The organism is Acinetobacter sp. NPDC052428 (assembly GCF_044547685.1).
In the GTDB taxonomy this organism is placed as follows: Bacteria; Pseudomonadota; Gammaproteobacteria; order Pseudomonadales; family Moraxellaceae; genus Acinetobacter; species Acinetobacter lwoffii_G.
Window position 1 is genome coordinate 313,982 of sequence record NZ_JBIUAT010000001.1, and the last position, 17,818, is coordinate 331,799.

Annotated in this window: 15 protein-coding genes and 1 pseudogene; 8 read left to right on the forward strand and 8 right to left on the reverse strand. The window is 42.9% G+C overall.

The window, feature by feature from the left end; translation table 11 throughout:
- Positions 1-79: 79 nt before the first annotated feature.
- Entirely contained in the window at positions 80-1,348 is a 1,269-nt protein-coding gene (locus ACIG3F_RS01535; RefSeq protein ID WP_004732135.1) for a carbohydrate porin, read from the reverse strand.
- A gap of 399 nt (positions 1,349-1,747) precedes the next feature.
- Between ACIG3F_RS01535 and mutM the strand changes: the two genes are divergently transcribed.
- The gene (gene mutM, locus ACIG3F_RS01540) at positions 1,748-2,608 is read left to right on the forward strand and encodes a bifunctional DNA-formamidopyrimidine glycosylase/DNA-(apurinic or apyrimidinic site) lyase (protein WP_278357608.1); all 861 of its coding nucleotides are present in this window, start codon (positions 1,748-1,750) and stop codon (positions 2,606-2,608) included.
- Positions 2,605-2,889, forward strand: coding sequence for a peptidylprolyl isomerase (locus ACIG3F_RS01545; RefSeq protein ID WP_004281718.1), 285 nt, complete (start codon positions 2,605-2,607; stop codon positions 2,887-2,889). The genes mutM and ACIG3F_RS01545 overlap by 4 nt, the downstream gene beginning before the upstream one ends.
- An 84-nt stretch (positions 2,890-2,973) precedes the next feature.
- Here ACIG3F_RS01545 and mscL read toward each other — a convergent pair whose 3' ends face one another.
- Together mscL and typA are read right to left on the reverse strand one after the other, a co-directional pair.
- On the reverse strand, positions 2,974-3,414 hold the full coding sequence (mscL, locus tag ACIG3F_RS01550) for a large conductance mechanosensitive channel protein MscL (RefSeq protein ID WP_004281717.1): 441 nt from the start codon (positions 3,412-3,414) through the stop codon (positions 2,974-2,976).
- A 177-nt stretch (positions 3,415-3,591) separates the two neighbouring features.
- Positions 3,592-5,430 carry a translational GTPase TypA gene (typA, locus tag ACIG3F_RS01555; RefSeq protein WP_004281716.1) on the reverse strand — a complete coding sequence of 613 codons (1,839 nt, stop codon included), beginning with the start codon at positions 5,428-5,430 and terminating at the stop codon, positions 3,592-3,594.
- 174 nt (positions 5,431-5,604) lie between these two features.
- Here typA and ACIG3F_RS01560 point away from each other — a divergent pair, with 174 nt between their 5' ends.
- The 3 genes from ACIG3F_RS01560 to ACIG3F_RS01570 all read left to right on the forward strand — a co-directional run bounded on the left by ACIG3F_RS01560 (position 5,605) and on the right by ACIG3F_RS01570 (position 9,539).
- Entirely contained in the window at positions 5,605-6,975 is a 1,371-nt protein-coding gene (locus ACIG3F_RS01560; protein ID WP_396469065.1) for a uracil-xanthine permease family protein, read from the forward strand.
- 66 nt (positions 6,976-7,041) lie between these two features.
- Entirely contained in the window at positions 7,042-8,076 is a 1,035-nt protein-coding gene (locus ACIG3F_RS01565; protein WP_278357610.1) for a methyltransferase, read from the forward strand.
- The gene (locus ACIG3F_RS01570; protein WP_278357611.1) at positions 8,076-9,539 is read left to right on the forward strand and encodes an amino acid permease; all 1,464 of its coding nucleotides are present in this window, start codon (positions 8,076-8,078) and stop codon (positions 9,537-9,539) included. Before ACIG3F_RS01565 ends, ACIG3F_RS01570 begins: the two co-directional genes overlap by 1 nt.
- A gap of 53 nt (positions 9,540-9,592) precedes the next feature.
- Here the strand turns inward: ACIG3F_RS01570 and ACIG3F_RS01575 are convergent, their stop codons facing one another.
- Both ACIG3F_RS01575 and omp38 read right to left on the reverse strand, forming a co-directional pair.
- The gene (locus ACIG3F_RS01575; RefSeq protein WP_278357612.1) at positions 9,593-10,126 is read right to left on the reverse strand and encodes a peptidase C39; all 534 of its coding nucleotides are present in this window, start codon (positions 10,124-10,126) and stop codon (positions 9,593-9,595) included.
- A 103-nt stretch (positions 10,127-10,229) separates the two neighbouring features.
- Positions 10,230-11,291 carry an outer membrane protein Omp38 gene (gene omp38, locus ACIG3F_RS01580; protein ID WP_396469067.1) on the reverse strand — a complete coding sequence of 354 codons (1,062 nt, stop codon included), beginning with the start codon at positions 11,289-11,291 and terminating at the stop codon, positions 10,230-10,232.
- 374 nt (positions 11,292-11,665) lie between these two features.
- Between omp38 and ACIG3F_RS01585 the strand changes: the two genes are divergently transcribed.
- From ACIG3F_RS01585 to ACIG3F_RS01595, 3 genes and pseudogenes are all read left to right on the forward strand, one after another.
- Positions 11,666-12,187: a GspH/FimT family pseudopilin gene (locus tag ACIG3F_RS01585; RefSeq protein WP_278357614.1), complete on the forward strand. Its 522-nt coding sequence runs from the start codon at positions 11,666-11,668 to the stop codon at positions 12,185-12,187.
- A 111-nt stretch (positions 12,188-12,298) separates the two neighbouring features.
- Positions 12,299-13,474 carry a thiolase family protein gene (locus ACIG3F_RS01590; protein WP_004732150.1) on the forward strand — a complete coding sequence of 392 codons (1,176 nt, stop codon included), beginning with the start codon at positions 12,299-12,301 and terminating at the stop codon, positions 13,472-13,474.
- A 159-nt stretch (positions 13,475-13,633) separates the two neighbouring features.
- Positions 13,634-14,083, forward strand: a pseudogene (locus tag ACIG3F_RS01595) (VOC family protein).
- A gap of 65 nt (positions 14,084-14,148) precedes the next feature.
- On the opposite strand, the gene ACIG3F_RS01600 reads toward ACIG3F_RS01595, so the two are convergent.
- The 3 genes from ACIG3F_RS01600 to ACIG3F_RS01610 all read right to left on the reverse strand — a co-directional run bounded on the left by ACIG3F_RS01600 (position 14,149) and on the right by ACIG3F_RS01610 (position 17,633).
- Positions 14,149-14,634 carry a DUF934 domain-containing protein gene (locus tag ACIG3F_RS01600; RefSeq protein WP_004732154.1) on the reverse strand — a complete coding sequence of 162 codons (486 nt, stop codon included), beginning with the start codon at positions 14,632-14,634 and terminating at the stop codon, positions 14,149-14,151.
- Positions 14,627-16,270 (reverse strand): nitrite/sulfite reductase, encoded by a 1,644-nt coding sequence (locus ACIG3F_RS01605; protein WP_004732157.1) that lies wholly within the window; start codon positions 16,268-16,270, stop codon positions 14,627-14,629. The genes ACIG3F_RS01600 and ACIG3F_RS01605 overlap by 8 nt, the downstream gene beginning before the upstream one ends.
- A gap of 241 nt (positions 16,271-16,511) precedes the next feature.
- A complete protein-coding gene (locus tag ACIG3F_RS01610) occupies positions 16,512-17,633 on the reverse strand; it encodes a CaiB/BaiF CoA-transferase family protein (protein ID WP_035341222.1) in 1,122 nt (373 codons plus the stop codon).
- Positions 17,634-17,818: the final 185 nt, after the last annotated feature.

Sequence of the window (17,818 nt, forward strand, 5' to 3'; positions counted from 1 at the left end):
TTTTTATTGCACAGTTTCACTCTAGAAATAAAAACAGGCTCCCAAGAGCCTGTTTAGTTATAACGTGAACGATCAAACTTTAGAAGATGATTCGTGTAGTCAAACCGAGTACCAGTGCATCATCCACATTGTTGCTTGAACCTGGATTAATGACATATTGCAGGTTTGGACGCAGCATCAGCCACTTTGTTGTGTTATAGCTATAGTTCAGTTCAATATTGTATTCTGCATCAGCATTGAAAGCTGGCCGTGAATCAGCAAAGCGATCATTCACATGCACACGATTGACCGCCAGACCTAAAATATCATTCGGCTGGCTGTCCGAAAGACCGATATATTTCACACCAATTTGTTGTGAATTATCCACTTTGTTAGTATCGCGATCATGCCAGGTAAAGTTAGCAAATGAATGCAAACCCTGACGGCCCTGACCTATAGACGTTAACTGCTGTTCTACAGCTAACCAGCCTGCAAAGGTACGGTTTTTGGCATCAGTAGGATTGGCAATATCTTTTTGGTTGGCAACATCATCGGCCGTATTGTACATCCCGCCAACCCGGTAGCTGCCCGGCAAGCCATTCACCAATGATTTCGGTGTCCAGATCACTTCTGCCGGAATCGTCACACCATCTGCATGGTCGGTATCCAGACTCCAGCCCTGACCTTCTTTAGCGCCATTACCATTATCGGGATTAAACTCATACACACCGACTTGTACCGCAAGTTCAGGATTGAGTTGCTGCTTCACGCGCGCACCCCATTGTGCTACAGGCGTATTCATCCAGATATTGCCCTGCCATTTACCCATCTGTGCAGCACAAAATGCCGTACTGGCAAAATCACAAGCCATGACATTAAAGTCCATACCCAGACCAAGACGACCCGCCTTAATACTGAGTCCTTGGTCTTTATAATTCTTTTCAATAGACAGCTCGCTCAGACGGCTATCCTGATTACCACGCCCAAAAGTACCTTGTACATTGGCCAGTTGCGGCGTACTAGGATCCTGCAAGTCACGAACAGAGGTACTTTGACCCTGGCGTGCACTCATCAAGGCACGTACAGTGACACCATTCCATCCCGCCAGCTTTTCCATATCCAGTTGAGTACCCAGCCATAATTGGGCAGAAGTTAATGGATCTGCGCCCTCATTACGACCACCATCAGCAAGATAGGCGGTATCGGTTAACAGATTGGCTTCAAATTTAATTCCCTGTTGGGCCAGTTCTGTACGTTGACCATTCCAGTCCCCCAGTAAATACTGACCTTGTGGATCAAATGCAGATTCCGCCTGAGCGGTTGTCATGGCAGCCATTAAAGGCAATAGAGCTAGACCTAAATATTTCATGTAAAACCTAAACATTCGGAGAGAAAAACAAGCAAGGTTTTTAAATTGCTATTAGGTGCATGAATTTACATAACTTTTCATACAAATTCCCAGCATTTTTTTTATTACTCATTAAACTTTTAGTTATGTCTTAAACATAAAAATATAATTTTTATTTAAAAAAATCTTAAATTATTTATATATTTTTCATTAGCTTATAATATATTAATATTTTTATGTGATTTATTCATAAGAAAATTGGCGATAAAAAAATAGAAACCCAGTTTATTCTTTAAACAATTCCAGCTTAAATAAACATGAAATACCCAGTCATTTTCCAACGATTTCACCCAGATTAACGCTTGCAATCCCAGCCAATTCACCCAATATTAACTGCATCTCCCTCGCCACTGATGTGTTATGCCTGAATTACCAGAAGTTGAAACCACCAAAACCAGTTTATTGCCTTTATTGGAACAACGCGTAAAACGTGTTGAAGTGCGTCAGTCAAGCTTACGCTGGCCTATTCCGGAGAATATAGAAAAACTGGTGGGGCAAAAATTACTGAATCTCACTCGCCGTTCTAAATACATTCTGGCAGAGTTTGAACACGACACCATGCTCTGGCATTTGGGCATGTCGGGGAGTTTCCGTCTATGCAATGGCAATGAAGAATTACGTAAACATGACCATCTGATCATTCAGTTTGAAGATATCGAACTGCGTTACCATGACCCTCGCCGTTTTGGCTGCATTCTTTGGCTGGATGCACAATCACAAAGCAAATTGATTGACACGCTGGGGCCAGAACCCTTAAGCGAGAACTTTAACGCGGAGTATTTATTTGAAAAATTGAAGAATAAAAATGTTGGCACCAAAGTTGCAATTATGGATAACCATGTGGTGGTGGGCGTAGGCAATATTTATGCGACCGAAAGTCTGTTTAATCTGGGGATTCATCCGGCACAACCGGCCTCGACTTTAAGCTTGATACAGATTGAAAAGCTAGTGCTGGAAATCAAGCGCATCTTGAAACAGGCGATTGATCTGGGTGGTTCAACCTTAAGAGACTACACCAATGCCATGGGCGAAAATGGCTATTTCCAGCAAACCTTGCTGGCTTATGGCCGCGCTGGTGAAATGTGCGTGAACTGCGAGACCACGCTTGAAAATATTAAATTGGGACAACGGGCTTCAGTTTTTTGTCCTGAGTGCCAACCTTTGAAAAAGATCCAGCTCCCTGTCAAAAAAGTGGCAACTTTACGAGGGAAAAAGTCATGAAAACAGCCATTGTGCGTCATATTCTGGTTAAAGATAAAGAAACTGCTGAACAACTTAAAAAGAAGATTTTAAGTGGCGCCGACTTTAATAAAATCGCAAAACAGTACTCAACCTGTAATTCTGCCAAACGTGGCGGTGAGCTAGGTGAAGTCAAAAAAGGCCAACTGGTTCCAGTAATTGATAAACTGGTATTTACTGCTGCTGAACGTGTATTACATGGCCCGGTCAAAAGCCAGTTTGGTTTTCATTTGGTCGAAATCAAGTTTCGGATGGATTTTTAATATTTATAAATCCATCCTTGCCTCCCTTTGTCAAAGGGAGGAATTCCCCCTCTTTTATAAAGGGAGATTTAGGGGGATTAAAAACTATACTTGAGGTGGACGCTTTTTCAATTCATCACGAATTTCACGCAGCAATTCAATATCGGCTGGGGTGGTCGGAGTTTCCTCAACTGGGCCTTCTTGTTTTCGTAAACGGTTCATGAATTTAACCAACAAGAATACGACCCAGGCCAAGATTAAGAAATTAATTAAAATCGTTAAAAAGTTACCGTAAGTCAGTACATTCACACCAGCTTTAGTCAAGGCATCCAAAGATTGTAAATTGTCTGGGTTTCTTCCTAAGATAAAGAATTTTTGCGTAAAATCGACGCCACCACCGGTAATCACGGTAATTAGAGGCATAATGATGTCTTTCACCAATGAATCGATGATCTTGCTAAAAGCACCACCGATGATGACACCAATCGCCAGATCCATCATGTTGCCTTTGATCGCAAACTCTTTAAATTCTTGAATAATGCTCATAACTGCTCCCATATTTTATTTTCAAGTTTTGGGTCAAATTATACCTGAGTAAACACTTTTAATTTTGACTTAGTTTAACGCGTTTTAGTAAATTGTGATCTAAGCATAGCGTAAATATAAAAAAACCGTAATCTTCGAAAAGATTACGGTTTTTGAAAACCCGAAATAATCTAGAGATTATTTACCTGAACGGTTACGTTTACGTTCGTTTTCAGTCAAGAAACGCTTACGGATACGGATTGACTTAGGTGTTACTTCTACTAGTTCATCATCTTCAATAAACTCAAGTGCTTGCTCAAGCGTATATTCAATCGCAGGAACTAGCGTTAACGCATCATCAGTACCAGAAGCACGTACGTTCGTTAACTGTTTTGCTTTAGTCGGGTTAACTGTCATGTCATCTGAACGAGAGTTAATACCGATGATCATACCTTCATAAACTTCTAACTGTGGTTTCGCGAATAGACGACCACGGTCCTGAAGTGTGAACAGTGCATAGCCCAAGCAAGTACCTTGAACCATAGAAATCAGTACACCGTTTTGACGTTTTGCAACAGTACCTTGCTTCATTGGACCGTAGTGCGAGAAGCTAGACGTCATGATCCCTGTACCAGAAGTCATGGTCAGGAATTCAGAACGGAAACCAATCAGACCGCGTGAAGGAACAGTTGCTTCAATACGGATACGGCCTTTACCGTCAACTTCCATATTGGTCATTTCGCCTTTACGGTGACCCATTTGTTCCATTACAGCGCCTTGGTGCTGTTCTTCAACGTCAAAAGTAACGTTTTCGTATGGCTCTTGTTTTTCACCATCAATTTCTTTGATGATTACTTGCGGACGCGATACGCCCATTTCGAAGCCTTCACGACGCATGTTTTCAATAAGAACTGAAAGGTGAAGTTCACCACGACCAGATACTTTGAAACGGTCTGGGCTGTCAGTATCTTCAACACGTAATGCTACGTTGTGAATCAATTCGCGGTCTAGACGTTCACGGATATTACGTGAAGTTACGAATTTACCTTCTTTACCAGCAAACGGTGAGTTGTTTACCTGGAATGTCATCGATACTGTAGGTTCATCTACAGACAATGGAGGTAAAGCTTCAACATTTTTCGGATCACAGATAGTGTCAGAAATGTTGAGTGCATCGATACCCGTTACACAAACGATATCGCCTGCAGAAGCTTCTTCAACGTCAACGCGATCTAGACCATGATAACCCATGATTTTTAAGATACGGCCGTTACGTGTTTTGCCATCTTTATCGATTACAGTTACTTGTGTGTTTAATTTCACTGAACCGCGTTGGATACGACCAATACCGATAACGCCTACGAAGCTGTTATAGTCAAGTGAAGATACTTGCATTTGGAATGGACCATCAACATCAACTGCTGGTGGTTCAACGATGTCTACGATCGTTTGGAACAACGGAGTCATGTCTTCAGCAAGTTCTTCTGGAGAAGGACCAGCAACACCACGAAGGCCTGAAGCATAAACAACTGGGAAGTCTAACTGTTCGTCAGAAGCACCCAAGTTATCGAACAGATCGAATACTTGGTCAATTACCCAGTCTGGACGCGCGCTTGGCTTGTCGACTTTGTTAATAATCACGATTGGTTTTAAACCACGTGCGAACGCTTTTTGCGTTACGAAACGAGTTTGTGGCATCGGGCCTTCTTGTGAGTCTACAAGAAGAAGTACGCAGTCAACCATCGACATTACACGTTCAACTTCACCACCGAAGTCGGCGTGTCCCGGGGTGTCCACGATGTTAATGCGGTATTCAGTATTGGTACGTTCATCTAACCATTTGATTGCAGTGTTTTTTGCAAGAATGGTAATACCACGTTCGCTTTCAATAGCGCCAGAATCCATGACACGCTCGATCTCACCCGCGCGATCACCGAGAGCACCTGATTGTTGCAAAAGTTTGTCTACAAGAGTGGTTTTACCATGATCGACGTGCGCAATAATGGCGATGTTACGGAGAGTTTTAATATCTGACATGTAAATTCAATGCGTATGTAATTTGAGGGCAAATTATACAGAAAAATACAAAACTTTTATAGTCACTGTAACCACACTCCTCAACTTTTTTTGCCCAGTTGGGGCTTTTTTGATTTTGTAAAGACGTGTAACTCGATTAGAATAGCGCCACCCAGCCTTAATTTGCATTGACACATGTCTGATTTTAATCAATCTCCTCCTTCTAAAGATCAACTCGACCTGGTATACGGTCTCGAAGATCGACCAAAACCACTGATTGCTTTTTTAGCTGCATTCCAGCACTTACTGGCGATTATTGTCCCGATTGTGACCCCTGGCCTGCTGATTTGTTTGGCGCTCGGTGTTTCCAAAGAAGACACCAACATGATTTTGTCCATGTCCTTGGTGATCTCGGGCATCGCAACTTTTTTACAGTCTAAAAAAGTGGGGCCATTTGGTGCCGGTCTGCTGATTGTCCAAGGAACCAGCTTTAACTTCATCGGTCCAATTATTGGTATTGGTTCAGCCATGGTGGCTGCAGGTACACCTGTAGAAGCAGTCATGGCTTCTATTTTTGGTGTGGTGATTGCAGGTGCATTCATTGAAATGGGCGTGTCACAAATTCTGCCTTGGATCAAAAAACTGATTACCCCTTTGGTGACCGGGATTGTTGTGCTGCTGATTGGTTTGACCTTAATTAAAGAAGGTTTAATCAGCATGGGTGGGGGTTATCAGGCCATGAGCGATAAAACTTTTGCCAATGCTGATAACCTGATCATGTCTTGTACTGTCTTGACATTGATCATTATCCTGAACCGTATCCGGATTACTTGGGTAAAAAGCTCTGCCATTTTAATCGCCCTGATCTGTGGTTATGTTCTGGCAGGCTTTATGGGCCATCTGGATTTCTCTGGCCTAAAAGATGCACCACTGGTACAGATTCCAACCCCAATGCATTTCGGTTTAAGCTTCTCCTGGAGCCTGTTTATTCCGATGGCATTCATTTATCTGGTGACTTCTTTAGAAGCGATTGGTGATATCACTGCGACTTCAAAGCTTTCCAACCAGCCAGTTGATGGTCCAAAATGGATGCAGCGCATTAAAGGCGGTGTACTGGTGAATGGCGCGAATTCATTCCTTGCCGGTATTTTTAACACCTTCCCAAGTTCGGTATTTGCACAGAACAATGGTGTAATTCAGTTGACGGGTGTAGCGAGTCGTTATGTCGGCATCTGGATTGCTGCTTTGCTGGTTATTCTTGGTTTGTTGCCTGCAGTTGCTGGTATTATTCAGGCCGTTCCGCAAGCGGTACTGGGTGGTGCAGTGATGGTGATGTTTGGTGCAGTCGCAGCCTCTGGTATTAACATTCTGTCTGGTGTCCATCTGGACCGTCGTGCCCTGCTGATTATTGCGATTTCATTAGCACTGGGTTTAGGTGTTGCACAAGTTCCACAAATTCTTGAACATCTTCCTGAGTTATTCCGTAATATCTTTAGTTCAGGCGTTGCTACTGGTGGTATCGCTGCCCTTATTCTGAATGTAGTACTTCCTGAAACAAAGAAGTAATTTCATGTCCAAAGAACACTGTCTAGGTCAGACTTAGGCAGTGTTCTTTATATTGGAGAGATACCTATGGATCCTAAAAGCGAAGTTTTATTAAGACAATATGATTTTTTGTCGGGTCGCATCCTATTGATTAATGCACCGACAGATGATCTGCTCGCTGAATTCGATACCTCTATCAATCCCGCTGTCTGGACATGGAATTTTAATGATTTTCAATATTTCCAGTCACAACAAGCAGATGTGCATTTTGGTGCAGAGATGCCTGAAGCTGAGTTTGATCAGGCGGTTATTTTTGTACCCAAGTCTAAAGAACTGTTGAATTATTTGCTGCATACTGTGGCAGCGCAGTTTAAACCGGGTAGCAGTGTTTTCTTGGTTGGTGAAAAGAAAGGCGGAATAGAACGCGCAGCCAAACAGTTGCAGCCTTTTGGTAAAACTCTCAAACTTGACAGCGCACGTCATTGCCAGCTTTGGCAATTGGTTCTAGAGCATACGGTCGAGAAAAAAGCACTTGCAGACTGGGCGCAGCGTTATACCGTTTCGACACCAAATGGCGATCTGAATATCTGCGCCCTTCCAGGTGTCTTTAGTCAAAACCGTTTGGATGTAGGAACTGCGACGCTATTACCTTATTTGTCACAAGTCACTTCAGGTAAAATTGCCGACTTTGGTTGTGGTGCGGGGGTGATTAGCGCGTATCTGGCAAAGTTGAATCCGAAAAACCGGATTTTTGCCATGGATGTTGATGCCTTTGCATTGGCTTCTACACAAATGACATTTGAAGAAAATCAGCTCACTCCTGAACAGATTGAAATCAAAGCGGTTACAGGTATTGAGGATGCACCTTTGTTCTTGCATGCCATTGTGAGTAATCCGCCTTTTCATATGGGAATCGAGACCGATTACACAGCAAGTGAAACCTTGTGTAAAACCTCACGTCGTCATTTAAAATCGGGCGGCGAGCTTTGGATCGTGGCCAACCGTTTCTTGAACTACCCGACCCTGATTGAACAAAACTTTGGTCGCTGCACAGTGAAAGCGGATCAACAAGGCTTTAAAGTGCTCTTCGCCAGCACTCAAAAAAATGTTAAGGAATCATGATGAGCGAAACGCAAAACACGATGCAGCTGCAGCGTAAGCTGGGTGCTCGTCATCTGAATATGATCGCCATTGGCGGATCAATTGGTACAGGTCTATTCCTGGCCTCAGGGGCGACCATTGCCAATGCTGGACCAGGTGGTGCACTACTTGCATATGTACTGATTGGGATCATGATTTATTTCCTGATGACCAGCTTGGGTGAACTTGCCACGCACAATCCGACCTCAGGTGCATTTTTCACTTACGGCACCAAATATGTCGAAGGTGGTTTTGGTTTCGCTTTAGGTTGGAATTACTGGTACAACTGGGCTATTACCGTGGCTTTTGAGCTGGTTGCCGTTCAGTTCATTATGAAATTCTGGTTTCCCGATATTCCGGGCGTGTACTGGAGCGCCATTTTCCTTGCCATTATTTTCGGGATTAATGCCCTGACAGTAAAAGGCTTTGGCGAATCCGAATTTTTCTTTTCTCTGGTGAAAGTTCTCGCGATCATTGCCTTTATCATCATCGGAATCTGGATGATCATGAAGATCATGCTCACCCCGGGTGCGGAAGCATTTGCCAACTGGAGCATTGGTGATGCACCCTTTGTCGGTGGTTTCCAGGCATTAATTGGCGTGGCGATGATTGCCGGATTCTCTTTCCAGGGTACCGAAATGGTCGGTGTGGCGGCAGGTGAATCAAAAGATCCAAAGAAAACTATTCCGGTGGCCATCAAACAGATTTTCTGGCGTATCCTGTTGTTTTATATTGTGTGTATTTTCATTATCGGCACATTGATTGCCTATAATGATCCTCGTTTATTACAGGCCGCTGCAACAGATAATATTGCGCTTTCGCCATTCACCTTATTGTATGAAAAAGCCGGTTTTGCCTTTGCCGCCAGTATCATGAATGCGGTGATCTTGACCGCTATTCTATCTGCGGGTAATTCGGGCATGTATTCATCTACCCGTATGCTATTTGATATGGCGCGTAAAGGCAGTGCACCTAAAATGTTTGCGCGTCTAGACCCGCGTGGTGTGCCAATGAATGCACTCTATGCCACTACGGCGATCGCAGCTCTGTGCTTCCTGACTACTTTCTTTGGTGAACAGGAAGTCTTTAACTGGCTGCTAAACATGTCGGGGATGTGTGGCTTTATCGTCTGGCTCGGTATTGCCATTTCCCATTACCGCTTCCGTAAAGGTTATCTGGCACAAGGATATAAACTGGAAGATCTGGCTTATCGCGCTAAATTCTTTCCTTTCGCCCCTTGGTTTGCGTTTATCCTGTGTGCGATTGTCGTCCTTGGACAGAACTATCAGGATGTTTTGGCCGGTCAATGGATGGGTGTGCTATCGACCTATATCAGTATTCCGCTATTCCTGGCCATCTGGTTCGGATACAAATGGAAGAAAAAAACCAAACTGGTCTCTTATCAAGAGATGGATGTGCAGCCGATGAAACTTGATCAGGAATAACCCAGCCAATAATGAAAAAGCAGTCTCAGAACTGCTTTTTTAATCTCTTTATTTTAGCTATTTCGCATTACAAAGTTACGGTCATCAATCACAATCGCTTGCTGGCAAATTCCGTCTACTCGACGTTGCTGCTCAAACACATGCGCCGGCATTGCCTCAAAGCTATCAAAGAAGCTGATTTCATTTTCATCGATTGCATAAACTAATGAATGATTACCCACACCTTCTAGGGTATCGTAAAATACAATCACAAAACAGCCTGCTTCTACATTTTCCTGAATTTCTGCATAAGACAATGGCTGTTCTATAACAGGAATATTTAAGCGATGTGCTTGTTGATAAAACTCAAGCTCAACCGGCTGTTTGTCTGCATCATATTCACTAAAAAAAGTGACATCCAGTCCTAAGGTCCGCAAAGCAACAGCAAGGGCAATAGTTGAAGTTCCCATCTCGGGATCATGGCGACAGAGCTGAACCAAGTCCGGAATATGCAGATCAATCCCATAATGATGAAAAATCATCCAAATCGAAAAAATTCCGCTATTGGCTTCCAGATTTTGCAAGTCTTCAGGAATTTCGACACTCATATTTTTACTCAACGACATCTTAACAGGCTAAGTGTAGTCAAAATACAGACACAAAAAAAGCAGCTCCGAAGAGCTGCCTTTTTAATGAGTGTTCAATAATGAATTATTGAGCAACTGGTTGTTCAGCTAAAACAGTACGGCTACCAGTGATTGTCGCGAATACACGACGGTTCATAGCACGACCTTCTTTAGTGTTGTTGTCTGCAATCGGTTGATCCCAAGCAAAACCTTGAGTAGACAAGCGAGATGCATCAACATTGTATTCATTTACAAGCGAAGATTTAACAGAGTTAGCACGTGCTAGAGATAAACGTTCGTTTAGTGCACGTGGACCAGTGTTGTCAGTGTGACCTTCGATACGAGCAGTAGCGTTTGGATATTCAACTAGCTTCTCAGCAACTTTAGCGATTTCTGGTTTGTATTGATCTTTGATGTTTGATTTGTTTGTATCAAAGAACACACGAAGTTCCATGTTCAGGTCTTCAGTCAACTCTTGTGGCGCTGGAGCAACTGGAGTTACAGGCTCAACTGGAGCAACTTCAACTACTGGAGCAGCTGGTTTCAGACGACCACCTAGAACAACATTAAGACCAGCAAGTGCTGTATAGTTCCAGAATTTTTCGTCAAAGTGGTAAGTACCACGAGCTTCAGTACGTAGCGCTAATGCATCGTTGATGTGCCAGAATGCACCAACACCAGCGTTACCTAAAGTACCTTCTTCTTCAAGACCACGACCTGCACGACCAATAGCAGCATCTGTAGCGCCATCAAATTCATATTTGTAGTGACCCGCACCCAAAAGCATGTATGGCTTCACTTTGCTGTCATAGTTACCAGTGAATACATCAGAAGTTGCATAGAAGTTACCCGCAATATTCTGACCTTTGTATTCAGCACCAGGTAGATCAGTCATATCGCCTTTAACCTGGCTATATTCAGCTTCAAAACCTAGCCATGGCGTTAATTCAACACCAATCGCCGCGCCTACAAATAAATCATCTTCCATTTGACCAAAGGTGGTTAACTCACCATCGTCACCGCCATTGTTGTGCTGAGTGTCTTGGAAGGTATAACCTAACATCAACGGAGTAACAGTTACGCCTGCATTGGCAGCAGCAAAAGGTGCAGCTACAAGCATAGCTAAAGCAATACGACTCATTTTCATGGATTTATCCTCCAGAGATAACAATTGTTGTTCAAGCTCAAGCCCGTAATAGGCCATCCTGAGATAGGCTTTTTATTACCCCAGTATTATTCTTAAGCTATTCACATGGCATCATACAAACACTTTATTATTTTTCCAAGTGCTTGATTAATCTAATCAAGTAAATTATTGACAAAATTACTTACAATTTCCGTTGTAATTCAGTAATTTTTTACTCAATTTTTTATTCTGAATGACCTATTGTGATTGCCAATTATTTTTAACAGCTTTCTTGAAACTTAAGTAAGCACTGATTTACACGCTCAATAAAGCATAAAAAACGTATAATTAATAACATCTTTATTATAAAAATAATATATTAATCAGGTAACTCTATGTATAAAAAAATAACAAGAGCGTTCACTATTGTTGAGTTAATTATCTGTATTGCAATGATTGCAATTCTCGCCAGTATCGCTCTACCGTACTTTCATGAATATCGATCTAAGCAGGAAGCCAAAAATATTCCGATCAAATTATCTCAAATTAATCGCTATGCACGCAGCCAGGCCGCAGTGTTTCACCAAAATATTGTGATCTGCCCGAGCCAAGATTCTCTCAGTTGCCAAGCCAATCAATGGAACAAGAACATGTTGGTTTTTATCGATAAAAATAAAAATAGGCAAGTGGATGTAGACGAACAAATTTTACATATTGATGTACTTAACCTCAAATACGGCAACCTGAGTTGGCGAGGAACTTTGAGTTTACCGAGTGTCACTTATCAAGCGCACACTGCCTTGCCGATTGGTTCAAATGGTAGTTTCTATTATTGTTCTACCCATCTTTCTAACCAACAGCGTATTGTACTCAGCAAAATGGGGCATATCCGGATTGAAAGTCTCTCATCTTGCTAACAGAACTATCCAGTTTATGCTTCGCTGCGATTAACGCTTCAATCCTGAGTTTTTTTCAATATACTGCTTAAGTTTGAAAAAATTGATTAAAACTCATACGGAGAGAGAACAATGACTGACATCGTAATTGTCAATGGTGCACGTACAGCCATGGGTGGCTTTCAGGGTAGTCTTGCAAGTGTAACTGCGCCCGAACTGGGTGCGGTCACCATTAAAGAAGCCATTGCCCGTGCGGGTCTGCAACCAACAGATATTGAAGAAGTCATTATGGGTTGTGTACTCCCGGCAGGCTTAAAGCAGGGTCCTGCACGTCAAGCCATGCGTCAAGCTGGTCTTCCAGATTCTACTGGCGCGGTCACCATTAATAAATTATGTGGCTCAGGCATGAAAGCCGTCATGCAAGCGGCTGACATGATTAAAGCCGGCTCTGCTAATATTGTAGTTGCAGGTGGCATGGAATCCATGACCAATGCTCCTTATGTATTGCCAAAAGCACGTGGCGGTTTCCGTATGGGTCACGGTGAAATCAAGGACCATATGTTTCTGGATGGCTTGGAAGATGCTGAAACAGGTCGCTTGATGGGTTCATTTGCCCAAGATATGGCAAATACTAAAGGTTATACCCGCGAGCAGATGGATGATTTTGCGATTCGCTCATTAAAGCGTGCGCAAACTGCGGTCAATGAAGGCTACTTTGCTGATGAAATCGTGCCTGTAACAGTTAAAACCCGTAAAGGTGATGTAGTCGTTGATAAAGACGAACAGCCGTTCAATGCCAACATCGATAAAATTCCAACTTTGCGTCCTGCTTTCGCTAAAGACGGTACGATTACGGCGGCTAATGCCAGCTCGATTTCAGATGGTGCATCAGCTTTAGTAATTACCTCGGCTGACAATGCAGCAGCAAAAGGGTTGAATCCTTTGGCTAAAATTGTTGCCTATGCATCGAATTCGCAACATCCATCTGAGTTTACTATTGCTCCAGTCGGTGCAATCCAGAAAGTGCTAGATAAAACTGGATGGGCCGCTTCTGATGTCGACCTTTGGGAAATCAATGAAGCCTTTGCCATGGTGACCATGTGCCCAATCGATGAGTTCAAGCTAGATCCTGAAAAAGTCAACATCAATGGCGGTGCATGTGCTCTCGGCCATCCTGTGGGTTCAACCGGTTCACGTATTATCCTGACTTTGATTCATGCGCTGAAACGTACGGGTGGCAAGAAAGGCATCGCTGCACTCTGTATCGGTGGTGGTGAAGCAACTGCTGTAGCGATTGAATTACTCTAACCTCTTCCCTCACCCCATCCCTCTCCCATATAAGGAGAGGGAGTTAAAAACCCTCCTCATCTGGAGGATTTTTTTCGCTTACATTTTGATAAGGCTTGCTCACGCAAAGTACCGCAAAGTGGCGTAGATTAAAGCAAGTAAATAAAAGGGAGTTCTCCCATGCAACTGAATCATTACCTCAATTTCCAAGGTCAGGCTGAAGCAGCCTTTAATTTTTATAAATCAGTTTTTGGAGGCGAATTTTCAAGTCTGAGTCGTTATGGTGAAATGCCAACTGAAGAAGGGATCATGCTGTCAGAAGCGGATAAAAATAAAATCCTGCATATCTCACTTCCCATTAACGAATTTACAGAACTGATGGCATCCGATACGAATGATTAATTTTGCACGCAAACCAATACCGTTTTCATTCAAGGTAATAACCACTATATTTCCATTAACTTAGATGCCAGCGAACAAGCTGAAGCACAACGACTCTTTGATGCTTTATCGGTGAATGGTCAAATTGAGATGCCGCTAGAAAAGACCTTTTGGGGCGCACTTTATGCTGCCTTTAGCGATCAGTTTGGAATTCACTGGATGATCAACTGTCAACTTGAAGAAAATTAAAGGTTTTTATCAAGATATAAAAAAGCCGGAATCAATCCGGCTTTTTGACAGTAACTTAATTTAAATTATGCACCTGTTTGATAATGTGCCTGTGCAACCGCAGTCGATGCCTGATACGGATTTCTGAAATCATTCAAACCAGCAGCAGCTTCCTGAATATCCTTACCTTCTTTAATCACAAAAGTATCGAAACCAGAACGCTTCATGTAATTCAGTACATCTTTGAATACATCTCCAGTAGCACGCAGTTCGCCCTGGAAACCCTGGCGACGAAGAAGTGCTGCAAATGAATAACCACGGCCATCATTAAAACCGGCAAACTCGATAAAGATTGCGTCTAGCTGGTCCAGTGGAAATTCATGGTTTTCAGGAGAAGCATCGACGGTTAAGTACAATGCTTTTTTACCTGATATATTGGCAATCTGGTCTAACTGTTCCACAGTCAGAACCACATCGCCCTGTGGCAAAACACCATCTTCACCAACTAATTGGTATGTGTTGTCTGCAATCGTGCCATCTTTAGAGAGCACTTGAAGTGCGGTATTAAGCATATGCACGCTCCTTAAATGGTTGAATGCCGACACGGCGATAAGTATCGATAAACTCTTCACCATCCTGACGCAGATCAAGATAAGTATTCAGAATTTCTTCTACGATATCCGGCACGACTTCGGCTGCAAATGATGGGCCAAGAATGTCACCAATCGAAGCATCATGATCGGCATTACCGCCTAAAGTGATCTGGTAGAATTCTGCACCTTTCTTGTCTACACCTAAAATACCGATGTTACCCACGTGGTGATGACCACAGGCATTCATACAACCTGAAATATTCAGATCCAGTTTACCTAGGTTATAAATCGTATCCAGATCATCAAAACGGCGGGAAATCGCTTCAGAAATCGGAATGGATTTCGCATTGGCCAATGAACAGAAGTCACCGCCTGGGCAGCAGATGATGTCGGTCAAGAAACCGATATGCGCACGTGCCAGGTTATTTTGGTCAAGGGTTTGCCATACAGCGAACAAATCTTTTTGTGGGACATCGACCAGGGAAATGTTTTGTTCATGCGTAGTACGCAGCTCACCGAAAGTGTACTGATCGGCAAGGTCTGCAATCAGGTTCATTTCTTCGGTGCTGACATCACCCGGTGCAATCCCGGCACGTTTCAGTGAAATCGTCACGATACGATAACCTTTCACTTTATGTGCATTGGTATTGATGTTGAACCACTGTTTGAATTTCGGATATTGCGCGAACAATTCAGTGAAATCTTCATCTGCATAATCTTGGTAGTCAAATGGCGTGAAGTTCTCATCCATTTTCACCAAGGTGTCTGCATCGATTTTCAGTGTTTTAATCGTATGTTCAAATTCAGCTTCAACTTTCTCGGCAAATACGGCTGGTGTTAAGGCTTTTACCAGAATCTTGATACGCGCTTTATATTTGTTGTCGCGACGGCCATGCAAGTTATATACACGAAGCACTGCTTCCAGATAAGCAATCAGGTCTTCACGCGGCAAGAACTCACGAATAAAGCTGCCAATCACTGGCGTACGGCCGAGACCACCACCGACTTTGATTTTATAGCCCATTTCGCCTGCTTCATTACGCACGATATACACACCGATATCGTGGAATGCAGTGGCTGCACGATCGGTTTCTTCAAGCGCAGAGACTGCAATCTTGAACTTACGTGGCAAGAAAGCAAATTCCGGATGGAAGGTCGACCATTGACGGATCAATTCACAAGTCGGACGTGGATCGGCAATTTCGCCTGCAACCACACCGGCATACTGATCCGTCGTGGTATTACGGATACAGTTACCTGAAGTCTGAATCGCATGCATTTGCACAGTGGCCAGTTCAGCCAGCATATCCGGCACGTTTTCAAGCGCTGGCCAGTTAAACTGGATGTTTTGACGGGTCGAAATATGCGCGTAGCCACGGTCATATTCTTTTGCCAAATCAGCCACTTTACGAAGTTGTTTTGAGTTCATCAAACCATATGGCACAGCAATACGTAACATTGGCGCATAACGCTGTACGTACAGACCATTTTGCAGACGAAGCGGACGATACTCATCTTCAGTGAGTTTACCGGCTAAATAACGTTCCGTTTGGTCACGGAACTGTGCAACACGTTCATTAATCAGTTGCTGATCGAAATCAGTATATAAATACATGGCGTACAGCTAGTAGTTTCTATTATATCGCCGGCAAGGATAGCGAGATTGAACCTATCAATAAAATGCTTTTTATACATATTTCATAGCGGTTTTATTGATAAGCCTGCCAAAGTTTCACGGATCTCAGTGTTTACAGCATTGGATTAAATTTAAAGTAATAATGATTAAATTCTTCAATCATTATTACTTATTTTCATATAGAAAGATTTCTCTCTACTCTATTAACACTTTAAAAATTCTACCAATTTTGACTCTCTCCCAATTGCTGCCCTACAAATTCATAACGTATCGTGGAACGTGAAAATTTAATCGGGCAAGCCAGTTGTGCTTCGGTTTGCTGACTATTGGATTTGAGTGGCACCTGTACAACCCATCCCCGCTGCTGGGCCAGATCAGAATGTAAAGCTTCTTCAAGTTTGAGTACCGGTTCGACACAGACGTCTAGCGCGGCAAACAGCGTTTGCCATGCAGCCAATGACTTGGTCTTGATTTTATTCTGAATCGCCTGTTTCACCGCAGCATGATCTTCAGCGGCATAAGAAGCACCTTTTTCCAAAACAATCGGCAGCTCTAAAGCCTGTGCCAGCCCCTGCATAAATTGTGGTTCCAGACTGCCAATCGACAAATAACGCCCATCCTGGGTTTCATAATAGTCGTAAAAAGTACCGCCATTCAGATACCCTGATTCAGGCCGTTGATGCTGATTGCCAGCCAGACTGGCAGAAGCCGCCAAATTATTCATCGTCACCACGCAATCGGTCATGGAAATATCAATATATTGCCCTTTGCCACTTTGTTGGCGTTCAATCACCGCAGCCAGAATCGCAATCACGGCATGCATGGAACCACCTGCAACATCGGCGACCTGAATTCCCAAGGCAGGTGGGCCATTTTCAATCCGACCACTGTGTCCGGCAATTCCAGATAAAGCCAGATAATTAATGTCGTGCCCTGCCTTATCTTTATATGTGCCAGTTTGGCCATAACCGGTAATGGAACAGTAAATCAATTTTGGATTAATTTCGCTTAAGGTTTGATAATCTAAGCCTAGACGTTGCATTACACCGGGGCGAAATTGCTCAATCACAATGTCATAATCTGCAATCTTGGATTTAACCAGTTCAATATTCGCAGGATCTTTCAAGTCCAGTGCAACCGATTGCTTGTTTCGATTCAAATAACTTTGTGAAGTGGCTTGTCCATTTGCAAAGGGTGGCATTAATCGCAACAGGTCCGGTCGGGTCGGTGATTCAATATGCACAACTTCTGCACCTAAATCAGCAAGATATAATGTGGCAAATGGGCCGGGTAAAAGTGTAGAAAAGTCGAGGATTTTCAATCCTTTTAATACATATGACATTGGAGTATTTGCTCTACTTATATTGCTTTTTTCAGCATAATAGGCACATAAATGCACAAAAACAATGTCATGTTCAGCCATTTACCTTGATAGTTTCGGCAATCTAATATGTAAGAAAATGGCAAAGGTATTCTTGTAAATTGCCATTGCTTTATTATTTTTCGTCATTTAGGTCAATTATTAGT